Here is a 17,287-nt window from a genome sequence, read left to right as displayed (position 1 = left end):
TCGCCTTTTTTGCTCTCTGGCTGTGGGAAATCAAACGGCACCCTTCAGTTGAGTGACGCCATGACAATCTGCATCAATCGCACCAGCAATGCCCCGCAACCTGCCCAGAACAGGGCGCTCAGGCTCCAGGCCACTAAAAAGAATCCGCTACTGTGAATAAACAGGCTGTTGTTTAACAGCAGTGCTGCCAGTAACGTTCCCCAGAGTCCCATCAGCAGCGTGCTTTTTAGCGGGCTTTCCACCTGCATCAACGCCATCACAATACCGGGCAACATAAAGAGCAGTAATTCGGGCTGACCACGAAGCGGGCCGGGACCGACTTGCCAGAAACGACAGGTAAAAACAAACACCAGACTATACAACACCACGCCGCACAGGCGGGTTGTCCAGAGATAAGAGCGCTGCGGCATACTACCCCACTGATTAAAAATAACCCCGACAATAACCTGCTGATATCCCTGATGCGTTCAGATGGAAATAAAAAGAAACAGTTCGTTGTGGCAACGAATGAAAACAGCCAATGGCTGAGAAAGATAATTGTGATTAGAATAGCGCCGCGGTAAAGGTTCCATTTACAGCATTGATACAACAGAACCTCAACGGCCTGCTCACGATAACGAAAAACAGGCTACTCTTCAATAGCTTACATGTAAACAAGAAGTTAAACAGTGAATATTAACGTCGCAGGATTGTTAAGCGGAAATGACATTTTGTTATTATTTGTCGTTTTAGCGCTTGGCCTTTGTCTGGGTAAGTTGCGTCTTGGCTCCGTTCAGCTGGGAAATTCGATTGGCGTATTAGTCGTTTCGCTCTTATTAGGCCAGCAACACTTCACGATCAATACCGATGCATTGAGCCTGGGCTTTATGCTGTTTATTTTTTGTGTCGGCGTTGAAGCCGGTCCCAACTTTTTTTCCATTTTCTTCCGCGACGGCAAAAATTATTTCATGCTCGCCATCGTCATGGTGGTCAGCGCACTGCTGCTGGCGCTGGGGCTGGGCAAACTCTTTGGCTGGGATATTGGCCTCACCGCTGGCATGCTGGCCGGTTCGATGACCTCAACGCCGGTACTGGTCGGCGCGGGTGATACCCTGCGACAAAGCATCACCGATCCAAAGCAGCTCGCACTCATGCAGGATCAGCTGAGCCTCGGCTATGCCGTAACCTATCTGATTGGCCTGGTGAGTCTGATTTTTGGCGCACGCTACCTGCCCCGTCTGCAACATCAGGATCTGCCCACCTGTGCCCAGCAAATTGCCCGGGAACGCGGTCTGGATGCGGACAGCCAGCGCAAAGTCTTTCTTCCCGTCATTCGCGCCTATCGCGTGGGCGCGGAACTGGTGGCGTGGAGCGGGGGCAAAAACCTGCGTGAACTGGGCATCTATCGTCAGACCGGTTGCTACATTGAGCGTATTCGCCGCAACGGTATTCTCGCCAGTCCCGATGGGGATGCGGTACTGCAGCTGGGTGATGATATCTCGCTGGTCGGCTATCCCGACGCACATGCCCGGCTCGACCCCAGCTTTCGTAATGGTAAAGAGGTGTTTGACCGCGATCTGCTGGATATGCGCATCGTAACCGAAGAGATCGTGGTGAAGAACCATAATGCGGTAAACAAGCGCCTCAGTAAGTTAAACCTCACCGACCACGGCTGTTTCCTGAACCGGGTGATACGCAGTCAGATTGAGATGCCGATTGATGACAGCATTATACTGAACAAAGGTGATGTGCTGCAGGTCAGCGGTGAGGCACGACGGGTCAAAAGTGTGGCCGATCGCATTGGTTTCATCGCGATTCACAGTCAGATGACCGATCTTTTAGCTTTCTGCGCCTTCTTTATCGTGGGTCTGATGATTGGCCTGATTACTTTCCAGTTCAGCAATTTCAGTTTTGGTATTGGTAACGCAGCGGGTCTGCTGTTCGCCGGTATCATGCTCGGCTTCCTCCGTGCCAACCATCCGACCTTTGGTTATATTCCGCAGGGCGCGCTGACGATGGTGAAAGAGTTCGGGCTGATGGTGTTTATGGCGGGAGTAGGATTAAGCGCTGGCAGCGGCATTAATCACGGCCTGAGCAGTGACGGTGCCCTGATGCTACTTTGCGGCCTGCTGGTGAGCCTGATTCCGGTGATCATCTGCTATCTGTTTGGTGCCTATGTGTTGCGGATGAACCGCGCCCTGCTGTTTGGTGCCATCATGGGTGCGCGAACCTGTGCACCGGCCATGGAGATTATCAGTGATACCGCACGCAGCAATATTCCGGCGCTGGGGTATGCCGGAACCTATGCCATTGCCAACGTATTGCTCACGCTGGCGGGGACACTGATTGTGATCATCTGGCCAATTTTGCCTTTATAAAATTTTTTTGCCTGCGTCCAGAACTTTATAGTTAAGCGATAGTCATAATAAGTGCCACTGCTTTTCTTTGAAATCCCCAAATTGTGGAGCCCGCTGGTCTTTTTCCTGGCGGGTTTTTTTATGCCCTTTTTTCCTCCCTGCGCCACTCACCAGCACCACAAACTGACCCGAAACGGTCATAAAACTTAAACAGTTGTGCAACTCATTATCAGATTCGGAGCCTTTCCGTAGACGAATTGCGTCTTAAAAAGCAGGATGGTGCGCTGTTAAGTTAGCTATTTGTGCTGAGGAATGTATCCCGAAATGGAAGAGCTGAACCACTCACTGTTTACTGCCATCAATGCCACGCCGGCGTCACCCGCCTGGTTAATACACCTCGCGACCTTTATTGCCAAAGACCTGATTGCCATTGTGCCGCTGTTAATTGTGGCGATGTGGCTCTGGGGACCGCGCGATCAGGTTTCTTCACAACGGGCGCTGGTTCTGAAAACCGGTATGGCGCTGATTTATGCGCTGGCAATCTCCTGGTGTGTCGGCCATCTGCTGCCGCATCCCCGCCCTTTTGCCATTGGTTACGGCTATCAGTTCCTGCACCACGCCGCCGATGACTCCTATCCCAGCGATCACGGCACCACGATTTTCACCTTTGCGCTGGCCTTTATCTTCTGGCATCGCCTCTGGTCGGGCGTAGTGCTGATGATAGCGGGTTGCGCTATCGCCTGGTCGCGGGTCTACCTGGGCGTTCACTGGCCAATGGATATGCTGGGTGGGTTCCTGGTGGGTCTGCTGAGTTGCCTGGCGTCTCATCTGGCGTGGCAGTTCTATGGCGAGCGGATGCTGGCGGTGATCAACCCGCTCTATCGGGCACTGTTTGCCGTGCCGATTCGTAAGGGCTGGACGCAGGATTAAAAAGGGACTTGTTAGCGTTCCTGAGATTGCTGACAAAGTCTGGACTGGTTGCTGTAAGACTGAGCCTGCACAGGAAACACGGTCAGATCGGAAAGACGCAAAACTGCCATCCATGGCTCGCTCCGCCCGCGCGATTACGCCCCTCATCCCTGAGGGGCGCCCGTAAAGGGGCCAACGCGTTGCGTTGTTCAAAAACGCTCCCGGCGTTTTTAGTACGCCCCTCATCCCTGAGGGGCGCCCGTAAAGGGGCCAACGCGTTGCGTTGTTCAAAAACGCTCCCGGCGTTTTTGTCTATGGCGCGGGACGCTTGCCTCCTTTGACCGTGTTCCCTGCACGTTAAGCTAATTCATTGCTGCCAGATGCATCCTGATTTGGTTTTGCCAGCAGTCAGCAGGGACGCCTCAGCGTCCCTCAGACTTATGAAAACCACTTCCCGAACCAGCCGTTGAACTTCATCATCACGAAATCAATCATCCGGCTGAAGAAGCCGCCTTCCGGCACGTCCTGCAGCACCACCAGCGGACGCTGCTCAATCGTTTTGCCATCCAGCTGGAAGTCGATGGTGCCGACCACCTGATTCTTCTTCAGCGGCGCTTCAAGCTGCGGCGCATTGAGTTTGAAACTCGCCTTCAGGTTCTTCATCTGCCCTTTTGGAATGGTCAGTGCGGCATCTTTCGCCACGCCCAGATTCACCTGACTCTTGTCACCAAACCAGACCCGCTGCTGCGCAAACGGCGTATCCGCTTTTATCGGTGTTACTGTTTCAAAGAAACGGAAGCCCCACGTCAGCAGCTTTTCACTTTCACGAAAACGAATCGCATCGCTGGCGGTGCCGAGCACTACAGAGATCAGACGCATATCGCCCTCGGTCGCCGAAGCCACCAGGTTATTACCGGCACCAGAGGTATGGCCGGTTTTAACGCCATCCACTTTGAGGTTAGTGCTCCACAACAGACGGTTGCGGTTGATCTGGCGAATATTGTTAAAGGTGAACTCTTTCTCTTTATTCAGGGCGTACTCTTCAGGCACATCGCGGATTAGCGCCTGAGCAATCAGCGCCATATCCCGCGCAGTGCTGTACTGCCCTTCTGCATCCAGACCATGCACCGTCATAAAGTGGGTGTTCTGCAGTCCCAGCGCCTTCACGTAGTTATTCATCAGGCCGATGAACGAATCCTGACTGCCTGCCACATAATCCGCCAGCGCGATACAGGCATCATTACCGGACTGAATCACAATTCCTTTATTCAGCTCATGCACCGGAATGCGGTCGCCAGGCTTGAGGAACATCAGCGAAGAGCCGCGCAGCTTAGGATTGCCAGTCGCCCAGGCATCCTGTCCGACGGTGACCAGATCATCCGGTTTGATTTTGCCTGCTTTAATTGCCTGACCCACGACGTAGCTCGTCATCATCTTAGTCAGACTGGCGGGATCGAGACGCTGATCGGCACTGGATTCAGTCAGCACTTTACCGCTGGCGTAGTCGATCAGAATCCACGCTTTAGCATCAATGCCGGGCGCGGCGGGAGCCTGCTCAGCAAAAACGCTGATGGGGGCAAGAATCAGTAATGAGGTGGCAGCAAAGTGCCGCAGGCGAGATGAGAAGCGAGTGTTTGTCATGAGCTTGGCCGGATTGTCCTTGTTAAATCGAAATTCCAGGGGCAGAAAATTCTCACTCAAACGCTACCCCCTGACGGCAGTGAAAAAAACCGTCGAATCGTAAAGTTTTTTAGAGTTTAGTAGAGTAACCCTGGCATAAACGCCGCGCGCGTGCCCCTTTTTTCCGATTCTGTCGCCACCAAAACTGCGTGAAATTCCGATTTTTCGCAGAAGAGTTAAGCCCGTCACAAATATCAGCTAACCTGAACGCCAGTCAGCCGAGGAGACCGACCATGGACTTAGCCCTTTTTGATCTTGATGAAACACTCATTTGTGAAGACAGCACCAGCCTGTGGCTGCGCTGGCTGGTATCACAGGGATTTGCTCCCAGCGAACTGATTGATCAGGAACAGGCATTAATGAATCAGTATTATGCCGGTACGCTTTCGATTGAAGAGTATATGAGTAAGACGCTCTCACCGCTGGCGGGCATGGCGACGCTGACCGTTGAAGGCTGGGTGCGTCGCTTCATTCAGCGCGACATCCTGCCTCGTGTCTATCCGGCCGCCCGCGAGCGGATCGAATGGCATCGGGCGCGCGGCGACCGGGTGATGATCATCTCTGCCAGCGGCGAGCATCTGGTGGTGCCGATTGCTGAGAAACTCGGAGCCTGCGGCGCGCTGGCGATTGGTGTTGAAATCGTGGACGAGCGTTACAGCGGCAACACCTACGGCACCATGACCTATAAAGAGGGCAAAGTGACCCGACTGGGTGACTGGAAAGCGCTGCAGCAGCAGGAGCACTTTGAGCTCACCTGGGCCTACAGTGATTCAATGAACGACCTGCCGCTCCTGGAGCAGGCCGATCATGCCCATGTCATCAACCCGGATGCGCAGCTACACCAGGAAGCGTTAAACCGTGGATGGCAGGTTTATCACTGGGCTCGCTGATTCAGCGTCGTGTCCATCGGGCGTAATTTTTGCAGACAGCCTGGGCGCTGAACAATCGGAACGCACATGGAGTACGCGAGGGTTGCGAGCAGAGCCAGGTGCAGACTGAAAAATTAACTCACCTGATGGACAAGGTTTTTAGCCGCGGGATGCGCCAGCGTCCTGCGCTAATCCCACTCTCAACAGCTTGCCATTGGCCTCATCGGTCAGCACATAGAGATAGCCATCCGGCCCCTGTCGCACATCACGAATCCGCACATTCTGATCCCCCAGCAGCCGCTGCTCCTCCACCACTTTTTCGCCGTTAATACTCAGACGAATCAGGTTTTTCTCTTTCAGTGCACCGATGAATAGCGAGTTTTTCCACTGGGGAAAACGGGCGCTGTTATAAAACGCCATGCCGCTGATAGCCGGAGAAACTTTCCAGTGATACAGCGGCTGTTCGGTGCCCGCGACATGAGTGCCTTTTGACTCCGGCACGTTGTCGCCATTGTAGTCAATGCCGTACGTCGCCAGCGGCCAGCCGTAATTCTTGCCCCGGGCCATGATATTCACTTCATCGCCGCCTCGCGGGCCATGCTCGTTTTCCCATATCATGCCGGTCCAGGGGTTAAGCGCCAGTCCCTGCGGATTACGCAGACCATAGGCCCAGATTTCTGGCCGTGCGCCGGCCTTTTTCACAAACGGGTTATCGTCAGGCACGCTGCCATCAGCATTCAGCCGCAGCAGCTTGCCCTGAAGCTTATCGAGATCCTGCGCCGCACTGCTGACAAAATTATCGCCGAATGCAATCCAGAGATAACCCTGGGTATCAAAGGCCAGCCGGGTGCCGATATTGTTTCCGCTGGAGAGCATCGGCGTCTGCCGAATCACCTCACGAAAATCGCTGAGCTGCCGGTTATCCTGGCTCAGCGTCCCGACGCCCACTACCGCGCCCGCTTTGCCGCTGCTGTTCGCCTCGGTGTAGCTCAGCCAGACGCGACGGCTGGTCGCAAAATCGGGTGCCAGCACCACGTCCAGCAAACCACTCTGCCGTTCTGCCCAGACTGTCGGCACCCCTTTGATTGGCTGCGACAGACCGCTCTCCGGGCTCCAGCTGCGCAACTGTCCGCTACGTTCGGTAATCAGCAGGGTTTTGTTGTCGGGCAGAAAGGCAACGGACCATGGATGTTGTAACTTATCCTGTAATACCTCAACTTTCACGTCAGCGGCAAACAGCGGCGAAGCGCAGAATAGCGCGCTACTCAGCAGCAGAGCGGTCGAAAAACGGGACATAGGGATCTCCTGACAGGATGGCTTGACCTTAAGCGTAGTCATCCGTCGCGGGGTGAACCTGAGGATTTACAAAAGATTAAACAGGAAACCCGCTGCAGGACGCAGCGGGTGAAAGGCATTACTCGAAACAGGTATCCGGATTATCCGACAGGGTGATGAACTGCTTGCCACCCTGGGTCAGCGCCATAATGGTGCCGCTTTCGATATCGTAGACCCAGCCGTGCAGACGCAGCTTGCCATTACGCAGGGCAACGGAGACCGACGGATGGGTTTTCATGTTGTTGAGCTGGGCGATAACGTTCTCTTTGACCATTTCGTTCAGCTTCTTCTCTGGCGAGTCATACTGACGCTGCTCAACCACCGCTTTTGCCGCATCGGCATAACGCAGCCAGTGCTCAACCGCTGGCATGGTATCCATGCAGGCGCAGGAGGCGATGGCATTCATGGCACCACAGTTAGAGTGACCACAGATGATGATGTCGGAGACACCCAGTGCGACAACCGCATATTCGATAGTGGCAGAGACACCGCCTGGCTCCGGGCCGAATGAGGGAACGATGTTGCCCGCATTGCGGATAACGAACAGCTCTCCTGGCTCCTGCTGTGTTACCAGTTCAGGCACCAGACGGCTGTCTGAACAGGAGATGAACAGCGCTTTAGGATTTTGATTTGACGCCAGGCTTTTGAAAAGATCCTTCCTTTCAGGAAACACATTCTGCTGGAAATTCAGAAATCCGTTGATGATCTCTTTCATTATTTAGCTCTCACATTATCCATTTCATTACCTGAGGAGCATAGCCTCCTCAGTGGGGTTTGCTGGTTTATTATTAATGAAAACAAGTGAATATCAACCCGAGTTTTGCAGTCAGCCCTGGACCATCGCCACTGTCAGCGTTTCGCTTATCGGTCAGTCAGAAGCATCCTGGTTGATTTCTTTTTATAGCACGGGAAGTTACTGGAAAAGGTAACGTTTGATCTGTCTGCTTTTTTTACCTGAGATCGCGCTCCGCTTTTACGCGTTTTTTCACTACTTTACGCACGACATAGCAGGTGGACGTACTTTCACTTTTACGTCAGCGGATGTGGCACACGCTGGAGGGCCGCCTGAACCGCAATGCTGCGCGACAGGCCGCCGGGGGGAATCAGCACTCAGCCATACTGTTGCTGATGCGCTTTTTTACGTTTCAGATAGTCCTCATCTTCCCGAAGTTTATCCCAGTACGCTTTGAAAATGGCCGCCGCTGCGGCTTTCTCTTCGTTGACGCCGCGCGGCAGCTCTTTGCCGTCTGCGTCATACTTGCGTCCGCCTTTATGATTGCTGTAGCGACGCGCTCGGGTATACCCCATCTGGATAAATTTGCGCGCCATATCCATACCGACAAAATCATCCTGACGCCGGTAATCCTCAAACAGCGCCATGATTTTCTCAGCCGACTCTTCAGCAATGGGGACAGTGCGAAAACGCCAGTGCGGCAGAATTTCGCTCTTATAAGGCTCGACCATCAGCACACCCTGCTCGCCTCGCCCGACCTGATAACGCTCGGGATGCTGGCGGAAATCAATCGTGCTGAAGTCCTGATCATAATCGAAAGGTTTCATCTCTTTAGTTTAGGATCAAGTGCGTCACGCAGCCCGTCTCCCAGTAAATTAAATGCCAGAACCGTGAAGAAAATGGCCAGACTGGGGAAAATCGCTACATGAGGCGCAATCACCATGTCGGCACGCGCCTCATTCAGCATCGCGCCCCACTCAGGTGTGGGCGGTTGTGCACCCAGCCCCAGAAACGACAGGCTGGCAGCGGTGATGATCGAAGTGCCGACCCGCATGGTGAAATAGACCACAATCGGCGATACCGTACCGGGCAGGATATGCCGCATCAGAATGGTCCAGTCAGACGCGCCAATACTGCGTGCTGACTCAATATAGGTCTGATGCTTCAGCACCAGCGTATTGCCGCGCACCAGGCGGGCAAAGGCGGGAATACTGAAGATAGCCACCGCCACAATCACGTTGCTCATGCCGCTGCCCATGATCGCCACCACCGCAATTGCCAGCAGGATGCCGGGAAACGCGAACAGCACGTCACAGATGCGCATGGTAATGCGGTCCCACCAGCCTTCGTAATACCCGGCAAGCAGCCCAAACAGCGTGCCAATCAATGCGCCGATCACCACCGAAAAGAAACCGGCAATCAGGGAAATACGCGTCCCGACCAGCACCCGGCTGAAAATATCACGACCCAGCGAATCGACACCAAACAGGTGAATCAGGGACGGGCCCTCATTGAGCCGGTCATAATCGAAGTAGTTCTCTGCGTCGAACGGCGCAATCCACGGAGCGATAACCGCCAGCACAATCAGCAGCAGTACAAACGCGCCGGCCAGCAGCGCCACCGGCTGCTGCCGGAAGCGCCGCCAGAACTCTCGCCATGGCGTACGAACCCGGTTCTCCGCAATCAGCGGCATTGTTTTCAGGGCCGCTTCACGTCGCCAGTTTTTCATCGCGACTCCTTAAAGCGAATAGCGGGATTGATCACCGCATAGAGCATGTCGACAAACAGATTGATCAGAATAAACTCCAGTGAAAACAGCAGCACCTCTGCCTGAATAACCGGATAGTCGCGCATCGCCACCGAGTCGACCAGCAGACGGCCCAGTCCCGGCCAGTTAAACACCACTTCGACGACGATCGATCCCCCAAGCAGAAAACCAAACTGCAGCCCCATCATCGTCACCACCGGGATCATCGCGTTGCGAAGGCCGTGTTTCACCACCACCAGCGACTCGCGTACCCCTTTAGCCCTGGCGGTGCGCATGTAATCTTCCTGCATCACCTCCACGAACGACGCGCGGGTAAAGCGTGCCATTACCGCCGCCACCGCCGCACCTAAGGTGATCGAGGGCAGAATGTAATGTTTCCAGCTGTCAGCACCGACGGTTGGCAGCCAGCCCAGCTCCACTGAGAAGACCTGCATCAGCAGCATGCCCAGCGCAAAGGCGGGAAACGAGATGCCCGATACCGCCAGCGTCATCCCCAGCCTGTCAGGCCAGCGGTTGCGCCAGACAGCCGAAACAATGCCGATGGTCATGCCAAAAATCACCGCCCAGATCATGCTGGCCAGCGTCAGCCACAGGGTCGGCATAAAGCGCGAGGCGATCTCATCCGCAACCGGCCGTTTCGAGACCATCGACTGGCCGAAATCGCCCTGCAGCGCATTCAGTATAAAGTGCCAGAACTGCTGCGGCAGCGGCTGATCCAACCCCAGCTCCTGACGCACCAGCGCCACCACCGAAGCATCGGCTTCCGGCCCGGCAATCAGGCGTGCGGGATCGCCCGGCAGCATATGAACAAACAGGAACACCAGCACCGCCACTATCAGCAGCGTCGGGATCAGCCCCAACAGTCGTTTGAGAAAATAGTTAAACATGCAACATCCTGCAGCTGCGGCCAGCCACGCAGGCTGGCCGGCTCCGTTACTTCAGAGTGGCCTCATCAAAATTGAATGAGGTATCGGGCATCACATAAAAACCGCTGAGGTTTTTGCTGTTGGCAGAAACCAGCTGCTCCACCACCAGCGGGATCCACGGATGGTCCTGCCAGATGGTGTCCTGCGCATCTTTATACAAGCGCGCTTTCTCTGCACGGTCAGTGGTTTTCAGCGCATCGGCCAGATCTTTATCCACCTTAGGATTGCTGTAAAACGCCGTGTTAAAGATCGCCGGTGGCCAGGCTGCGGTAGCAAACAGTGGCGTCAGCGCCCAGTCTGCTTCGCCCGTTGAAGCGGACCAGCCGGTGTAGAACATCCGCACGCCGCTCTCTTTCTGGCCCTTGCCCTCCACTTCTGCGGCACGCTGGCCCGCATCCATCGCCGTGACTTTTACCTTCACGCCAACCTGCGCCAGCTGCTGCTGAGTGAACTGCAACACTTTCTGCGCGGTGCTGTGGTTATGTGATGACCAAAGCGTAGTTTCAAACCCGTTCGGATAACCCGCCTCTTTCAGCAACGCACGGGCTTTGGCTGGATCGTAGCTGATGGCCGGATAGGTCTGCGCAAAGTCGACGGCAGGCGGCACGATGCCGGTAGCGGGCGTGGCGTAACCGGAGAAAGCCACCTTCGCCAGCGCCTGACGGTTGATGGCATATTCCAGCGCCTCACGTACCTTCGGGTTGTCGAACGGCTTCTGAGTGACGTTGAGGCTGATGTAACGCTGCATAATGGAAGGTGAGGTCACCACATCCAGCTTGCTGTTCTTTTCCAGCAGTTTCACCTGCTCATAAGGCACCGGGAAGGCAAAGTTTGCTTCGCCGGTCTGCAGCATCGCCGCACGGGTGTTGTTGTCCACCACCGGACGCCAGGTGATGCTGTCCAGCTTCGGATAGCCCGGCTTCCAGTAACCGTCCCACTTCTTCACTTTCACAAAATCGGTCTGGTTCCAGGTTTCAAACACAAACGGTCCGGTTCCTACCGGATGGAAACCGATCTCTTTGCCATATTTTTTCAGCGCGGCTGGCGAAATCATCGCCGCCGCCGGATGGGCCAGGTTGTTGATAAAGGCAGAGAACGGCTCTTTCAGCGTCACTTTTACCGTCGTCGGATCCACGACTTCCGTACTGGCGATGCGTTTAAACAGGTTGTAGCGCTTGAGATGGTTATCCGGGTTGCTGGCACGATCGAGGTTGACCTTGACCGCTTCCGCATTGAAATCCGTGCCATCCTGGAACTTCACGCCAGGACGCAGCTTGATGGTATACGTCAGGCCGTCGGCGCTGGCCTGATAGCTCTCTGCCAGCACGTTAGTCAGTTTCATATCCTTATCGAAGCCAAACAGACCCTGATAGAAGGATTTCGCGACCGCCTGCGACAGTGTGTCATTGGCGTCATAGGGATCGAGCGTGGTGAAGTTGGACGCGACGGCAATCACCGCATCCTGTGCTGCCCAGGCGGGCAATGTCATTGCGCTGCTTAACACGCCAGCTGCCAGTAACCCTTTACGCATCGTCATCTGCATCTTGTTCTCCTGTAATCCCTGTCGGGTTGGTCGCCGGGGCGACATTGTCACTGTTCAGGTCGCGCTGATAATGTGGCGGGCGACGAAATGGCCCGGAGCCACCTCCATCAGCGGCGCCACTTCAGGTTCATCCCCTAACGCATGGATCGGGCTGGGGATCTCATCGACCAGTAAGGCGCGTTCACGACGCCGGTGAGCCGGATCGGCGACCGGCACCGCTGCCATGAGTTTTCGGGTGTAGGGATGCTGAGGCTGTTCAAACACCGCCTGACGCGGCCCCATCTCGACAATCTGACCGAGATACATCACCGCCACGCGGTGGCTGATACGCTCCACCACCGCCATATCGTGGGAAATAAACAGGAAGGCGATGCCAAACTCGCGCTGCAGGTCGAGCATCAGATTAATAATCTGCGCCTGAATCGACACATCCAGCGCCGAGACGGACTCGTCGGCAATCACCACTTTGGGGTTCAGCGCCAGCGCGCGGGCTATACAGATGCGCTGACGCTGCCCGCCAGAAAATTCATGCGGATAACGCTGAGCATGTTCCGGCAGCAGTCCCACTTTATCCAGCAACCAGGCAACGCGCTGCTCCGCCTCGCGACGCGGCATCGCCTTGTGGACCAGCAGCGGCTCCATAATGGAGAAGCCGACCGTCAGCCGGGGATCCAGCGAGGCGTAGGGATCCTGGAAGATAAACTGAATATCACGCCGCAGATGGGCCAGCGCGGCACCGGAGAGATGATCTATTCGCTGGCCGTCAAACGTCAGCGTGCCGCCCTGACTGGCCACCAGCTTCAGCAGCGAGCGGCCGGTGGTCGATTTACCACAGCCAGACTCCCCCACCAGTGCAAGCGTCTCACCGGCATAGAGATCAAAACTGACTTTTTCGACGGCATGAACCCGGCTTTTAACCCGATTCAGCAGACCACCGCGAATATCAAAGCGGGTGACCAGATCGCGCACCTGCAAAATCGGCGGCTGCAGGCGGCGTACCGTATCCTGCGGCACGTCATCAACGGCATCATTGTGCAGCAAGGGGAATTTGGCGGGCAAAGGCTGCCCCTGCATCGAGCCGAGTTTTGGCACCGCCGCCAGCAGCGCCTGTGTATAGGGCTGCTGTGGTGCGCTGAACAGCTCGGCGACCGGAGCATTTTCCACTACTTCGCCGCGATACATCACCTGCACCCGGTCGGCCATTTCGGCGACCACGCCCATATCGTGAGTGATAAAAATCACTCCCATCTGCATCTCTTTTTGCAGCACGCGGATGAGCTGCAGAATCTGCGCCTGAATGGTGACGTCGAGCGCGGTAGTCGGTTCATCGGCAATCAGTAACGCCGGCTTGCAGCAGAGCGCCATCGCAATCATCACGCGCTGGCGCATCCCACCCGACAACTGATGCGGAAAGCGGGATAAGACATTCTGCGCATCGGGAATGCGCACCAGATCCAGCATCCGGCGCGCCTCTGCCAGCGCCCCGGCGTGGCTCAGACCCTGGTGCAGACGAATGGATTCGGCAATCTGCTCGCCCACGGAGAAGACCGGATTCAGTGAGGTCATCGGCTCCTGAAAGATCATCGCCATATCCGCGCCGCGTACCCGGCGCATCTGACCTTTTGAGGCGCGCATCAGATCCAGCACGTCGCCGTTGCGACGGCGCAATTGCACTTCTCCGCTGACGATTCCGCCCGCCTGCTCAATCAGTCTCATCAGCGCCAGCGAGGTGACCGATTTCCCCGAACCTGACTCCCCCACCAGCGCCAGCGTTTCGCCCCGAAACAGATCGAGTGACAAATGACGCACCGCATCCGTGACGGTGTCTTCGTGCTGAAAACGCACATTGAGATCGCGCACCGCGAGTACCTGTTCAGGGGCCAGCGGCGATAACGTTTGCCTGTCGCTCATCACTGCCCCTTAACTTTCGCGATATATCGCGACGTCCGCCGCTTCGCCGACGCGCCCAACACCCCGATACATGCCTTCGCTGTTAAACGGCAGCGCCACGTTACCTGCACGATCCACCGCAATCAGCCCGCCGCTGCCGCCCAGTTCCAGCACGCTGTCATGAATGACATTAACCGTAGCCTGCTGCAGCGAACGTCCGGCGTAGCGCATCTGCGCAGCCACATCGTAGGCCGCCAGCGTGCGCATAAAGACTTCACCGGTGCCGGTACAGGAGACGGCCACGCTGTCGTTGCTGGCGTAGCAGCCCGCACCCGGTAGCGGTGAGTCGCCGACCCGCCCGGCCTGTTTATTGGTCATACCGCCCGTTGAGGTAGCTGCAGCCAGGTTGCCTGCCAGATCCAGCGCGACGGCGCCTACCGTACCGAACTTGCGGTCCGGATCGAGCGGGTCGTCGCTGTGCGCGGCACCATCGTGGTCCAGCACCGCGGTATCGCTGTTCAGCGCGCGCTGCAACTGCTCCCAGCGTTCCGGCGTTGAGAAGTAATCTTGTGCAACCATTTCCAGCCCGTTCGCTACGGCAAACTGCTCTGCACCCTCGCCGATAAACAGCACATGCTCGCTTTTTTCCAGCACGGCACGTGCCGCCAGCACCGGATTACGCACCCGCGTCACGCCCGCGACCGCGCCCACATCCAGCGTACGCCCATCCATGATGCAGGCATCAAGTTCATGAGTGCCCTGATGGGTGAACACCGCGCCTTTACCGGCGTTGAAAAGTGGACACTCCTCCAGCAGTCGCACGGCCTCCGTCACCGCATCCAGTGCGCTGCCACCCTGAGCCAGTATCTGCTGACCCTGAGTAACAATATCGTGTAGCGCCTGACGATAGTGTTGTTCTTTTTCAGCGCTCATTGCTGCGCGCGAAATTGCACCCGCGCCGCCGTGAATGGCGATCACTGCATTGACCATAACGCTTTACCCTGTGGTTGCATCAGGACGAAAAACACTGATTTAAAATGGTTTTCACCCATTTTGGGTGATTTTTGACTATAGAAAGCCTGCTAAGTGTTGTAAAGCGGAAACTGTTCCTGTGGTTATAACCTTTTCTTACCACCCTGATTCATTTTTGCCATAACAACCGGCGCGTCTGACCGACACCGATGTGACTCAGCGGCTAATCCGACTCATAATAGGCAGCATCTGAGTTAACCAGGCTGGACTGTTTATGGAAAGTTTTACTGCAGGTTTGATCTCCCTTGAGGAGGCGCAACAAAAAATGCTGTCACAGCTGACGCCCGTTACCGACTCACTGAGCGTGTCGCTGGCCGACGCGGTCGGCCGCATCACGGCAAAAGCCGTCACCTCCCCGATCGCCGTGCCGCCCTTTGATAACTCTGCGATGGATGGCTACGCCGTCAGGCTGGCCGATGTCAACAGCGGCCAGCCGTTACCCGTCGCGGGCAAAGCCTTTGCGGGCGCGCCGTTCAGCGGTGAGTGGCCGCAAGGCAGCGTGATTCGCATCATGACCGGTGCCCCAGTGCCCTCAGGCTGTGAAGCGGTGGTGATGCAGGAACAGACCGAATCTCAGGGCGATGCGATTGTGATTACCGCGCCCGTGCGTCCAGGACAAAACATCCGCCTGACCGGCGACGACATTCAGCCAGGTCATGTGGTGCTGGAAGCGGGAACACGTCTGGGTGCCGCCGAGCTGCCGCTGCTGGCTTCGCTGGGTATCGCGCAGGTGAGCGTGCTACGTAAACTGCGGGTCGCTATCTTCTCCACCGGTGATGAGCTTCAGCCGGTCGGTGAGCCGCTGGCAGAGGGCCAGATTTACGACACTAACCGTTTTGCGGTCTCGCTGATGCTGCATAAGCTCAACTGTGAAGTCATCGACCTTGGCATCATCAAAGATGATCCTGCTGCCCTTCGCGCCGCATTTGAGGAAGCCGATCGGCAGGCGGATGTGGTGATCAGCACCGGCGGCGTCTCGGTCGGCGAAGCGGACTTCACTAAAAATATGCTGGAAGAGCTGGGCGCGATTAGTTTCTGGAAACTGGCGATTAAGCCTGGCAAACCATTTGCCTTTGGTCGTCTTAACAGCAGCTGGTTCTGCGGTCTGCCCGGCAATCCGGTCTCCGCCGCCGTGACCTTCTATCAGCTGGTACAGCCGCTGCTTGCCACCCTTACCGGCCAGCAAAAATCCGCCTTGCCGCCCCGTCAGAAAGTGCGCAGCGCCTCGCGACTGAAAAAGTCGCCGGGCCGCCTCGACTTCCAGCGCGGCATCCTGCGCCAGAACGCACAGGGTGATCTGGAGGTGGAGACGACCGGAATGCAGGGTTCACACGTCTTCAGCTCTTTTGCCCAGGCGAACTGTTTCATCGTGCTGGAACGTGAACGCGGAAACGTTGAGCCGGGCGAATGGGTTGAGGTAGAACCGTTCAACGCCTTGCTGGAGGCATAAATGGTGCCTGAATTAAGCGATGAGGAGATACTGCGTTACAACCGGCAGATTGTCCTGCGCGGCTTTGATTTCGACGGTCAGGAGCGGCTTAAAGCGAGTCATGCGCTGGTTGTCGGGCTGGGCGGACTCGGCTGCGCCGCCGCGCCCTATCTGGCGTCTGCGGGCGTCGGCAACCTGACACTGCTCGACTTCGATACCGTGTCGCACTCTAATCTGCAACGGCAGATTCTGCACCATGACGTGGATATTGGCCGCGCCAAAGTGGACTCTGCCGCGCAAAGCCTGGCCGCTATCAATCCGCACTGCCTGCTGCATCCGGTCAATGGACAGCTGGAGGACGCAGCGCTGCTGGCGTTGATTGCCCGGCAGCAGGTGGTGCTGGACTGCACCGACAATGTTGCGGTGCGTGAGCAGCTTAACCGGCTCTGTCGGCAGCAGCGGGTGCCACTGGTCTCGGGCGCCGCAATTCGGATGGAAGGTCAGATCAGCGTATTTAACTGGCAGCCCGGCACGCCCTGCTATCGCTGCATCAGCCGCCTGTTTGGCGAACAGACCCTGAGTTGCGTGGAAGCGGGCGTCATGGCCCCGCTGGTTGGCGTCATTGGTGCAATGCAGGCGATGGAAGGGATTAAAGTACTGACCGCCTTTGGCACACCCGCCACCAGCCGGTTGCTGATGTACGATGCGATGAGCGCGGAGTTCCGCAGCATGAAAGTCGCGCAGGACGCGCACTGTGAAGTGTGTGGCGGTGGAGATTAACCTTCTGCAGATATCCGTTCGCAGACAGCTCAAAACTTAAAGCGAAGGGAGCATACG

General features: G+C 56.3%; 15 protein-coding genes. 5 read left to right on the top strand and 10 right to left on the bottom strand.

Features of this window, described 5'->3' with window-relative positions; translation table 11 throughout:
• Positions 1–44 precede the first annotated feature (44 nt).
• Complete coding sequence (gene ybjM / locus Q7C21_RS09205) at positions 45–410, bottom strand: inner membrane protein YbjM (RefSeq protein WP_003849260.1); 366 nt, start codon at positions 408–410, stop codon at positions 45–47.
• A 258-nt stretch (positions 411–668) separates the two neighbouring features.
• On the opposite strand from ybjM, the gene Q7C21_RS09200 reads away from it, so the two are divergent.
• Both Q7C21_RS09200 and ybjG read left to right on the top strand, forming a co-directional pair.
• The gene (locus tag Q7C21_RS09200) at positions 669–2,357 is read left to right on the top strand and encodes an aspartate:alanine antiporter (protein WP_003849258.1); all 1,689 of its coding nucleotides are present in this window, start codon (positions 669–671) and stop codon (positions 2,355–2,357) included.
• Positions 2,358–2,660: 303 nt separating this feature from the next.
• Positions 2,661–3,266 (top strand): undecaprenyl-diphosphate phosphatase, encoded by a 606-nt coding sequence (gene ybjG, locus Q7C21_RS09195; protein ID WP_039661079.1) that lies wholly within the window; start codon positions 2,661–2,663, stop codon positions 3,264–3,266.
• Positions 3,267–3,683: 417 nt separating this feature from the next.
• Here ybjG and Q7C21_RS09190 read toward each other — a convergent pair whose 3' ends face one another.
• Positions 3,684–4,886, bottom strand: a complete 1,203-nt coding sequence (locus Q7C21_RS09190) for a serine hydrolase (RefSeq protein WP_375150635.1) — start codon at positions 4,884–4,886, stop codon at positions 3,684–3,686.
• 272 nt (positions 4,887–5,158) lie between these two features.
• Here Q7C21_RS09190 and Q7C21_RS09185 point away from each other — a divergent pair, with 272 nt between their 5' ends.
• Positions 5,159–5,815 carry an HAD family hydrolase gene (locus tag Q7C21_RS09185; RefSeq protein WP_375150634.1) on the top strand — a complete coding sequence of 219 codons (657 nt, stop codon included), beginning with the start codon at positions 5,159–5,161 and terminating at the stop codon, positions 5,813–5,815.
• 138 nt (positions 5,816–5,953) lie between these two features.
• Here the strand turns inward: Q7C21_RS09185 and Q7C21_RS09180 are convergent, their stop codons facing one another.
• From Q7C21_RS09180 to Q7C21_RS09145, 8 genes are all read right to left on the bottom strand, one after another.
• Positions 5,954–7,090, bottom strand: coding sequence for a PQQ-dependent sugar dehydrogenase (locus Q7C21_RS09180; RefSeq protein ID WP_003852322.1), 1,137 nt, complete (start codon positions 7,088–7,090; stop codon positions 5,954–5,956).
• Positions 7,091–7,208: 118 nt separating this feature from the next.
• Positions 7,209–7,844 carry a carbonic anhydrase gene (locus tag Q7C21_RS09175; protein ID WP_003852320.1) on the bottom strand — a complete coding sequence of 212 codons (636 nt, stop codon included), beginning with the start codon at positions 7,842–7,844 and terminating at the stop codon, positions 7,209–7,211.
• 395 nt (positions 7,845–8,239) lie between these two features.
• The gene (locus tag Q7C21_RS09170; protein WP_003852318.1) at positions 8,240–8,689 is read right to left on the bottom strand and encodes a DUF4385 domain-containing protein; all 450 of its coding nucleotides are present in this window, start codon (positions 8,687–8,689) and stop codon (positions 8,240–8,242) included.
• Positions 8,686–9,591, bottom strand: a complete 906-nt coding sequence (gene gsiD / locus Q7C21_RS09165; RefSeq protein ID WP_003852316.1) for a glutathione ABC transporter permease GsiD — start codon at positions 9,589–9,591, stop codon at positions 8,686–8,688. The genes Q7C21_RS09170 and gsiD overlap by 4 nt, the downstream gene beginning before the upstream one ends.
• Positions 9,588–10,517, bottom strand: a complete 930-nt coding sequence (gene gsiC / locus Q7C21_RS09160) for a glutathione ABC transporter permease GsiC (protein ID WP_140033575.1) — start codon at positions 10,515–10,517, stop codon at positions 9,588–9,590. Before gsiC ends, gsiD begins: the two co-directional genes overlap by 4 nt.
• 46 nt (positions 10,518–10,563) lie before the next feature.
• Positions 10,564–12,099, bottom strand: coding sequence for a glutathione ABC transporter substrate-binding protein GsiB (gene gsiB, locus Q7C21_RS09155; RefSeq protein WP_003852312.1), 1,536 nt, complete (start codon positions 12,097–12,099; stop codon positions 10,564–10,566).
• Between the two features lie 54 nt (positions 12,100–12,153).
• On the bottom strand, positions 12,154–14,010 hold the full coding sequence (locus Q7C21_RS09150; protein ID WP_375150633.1) for a dipeptide ABC transporter ATP-binding protein: 1,857 nt from the start codon (positions 14,008–14,010) through the stop codon (positions 12,154–12,156).
• 9 nt (positions 14,011–14,019) lie between these two features.
• Positions 14,020–14,979 (bottom strand): isoaspartyl peptidase/L-asparaginase family protein, encoded by a 960-nt coding sequence (locus tag Q7C21_RS09145; RefSeq protein ID WP_003852309.1) that lies wholly within the window; start codon positions 14,977–14,979, stop codon positions 14,020–14,022.
• Between the two features lie 256 nt (positions 14,980–15,235).
• Here Q7C21_RS09145 and moeA point away from each other — a divergent pair, with 256 nt between their 5' ends.
• Both moeA and moeB read left to right on the top strand, forming a co-directional pair.
• Positions 15,236–16,471, top strand: a complete 1,236-nt coding sequence (gene moeA / locus Q7C21_RS09140; RefSeq protein ID WP_375150632.1) for a molybdopterin molybdotransferase MoeA — start codon at positions 15,236–15,238, stop codon at positions 16,469–16,471.
• Complete coding sequence (moeB, locus tag Q7C21_RS09135; protein WP_375150631.1) at positions 16,472–17,230, top strand: molybdopterin-synthase adenylyltransferase MoeB; 759 nt, start codon at positions 16,472–16,474, stop codon at positions 17,228–17,230.
• Positions 17,231–17,287 lie beyond the last annotated feature (57 nt).

This window comes from Pantoea sp. ANP04 (assembly GCF_041982285.1).
Lineage (GTDB): Bacteria > Pseudomonadota > Gammaproteobacteria > Enterobacterales > Enterobacteriaceae > Pantoea > Pantoea eucalypti.
Note: the sequence above shows the minus strand (reverse complement) of the source record. Positions and strands in the feature narration are given on the sequence as shown.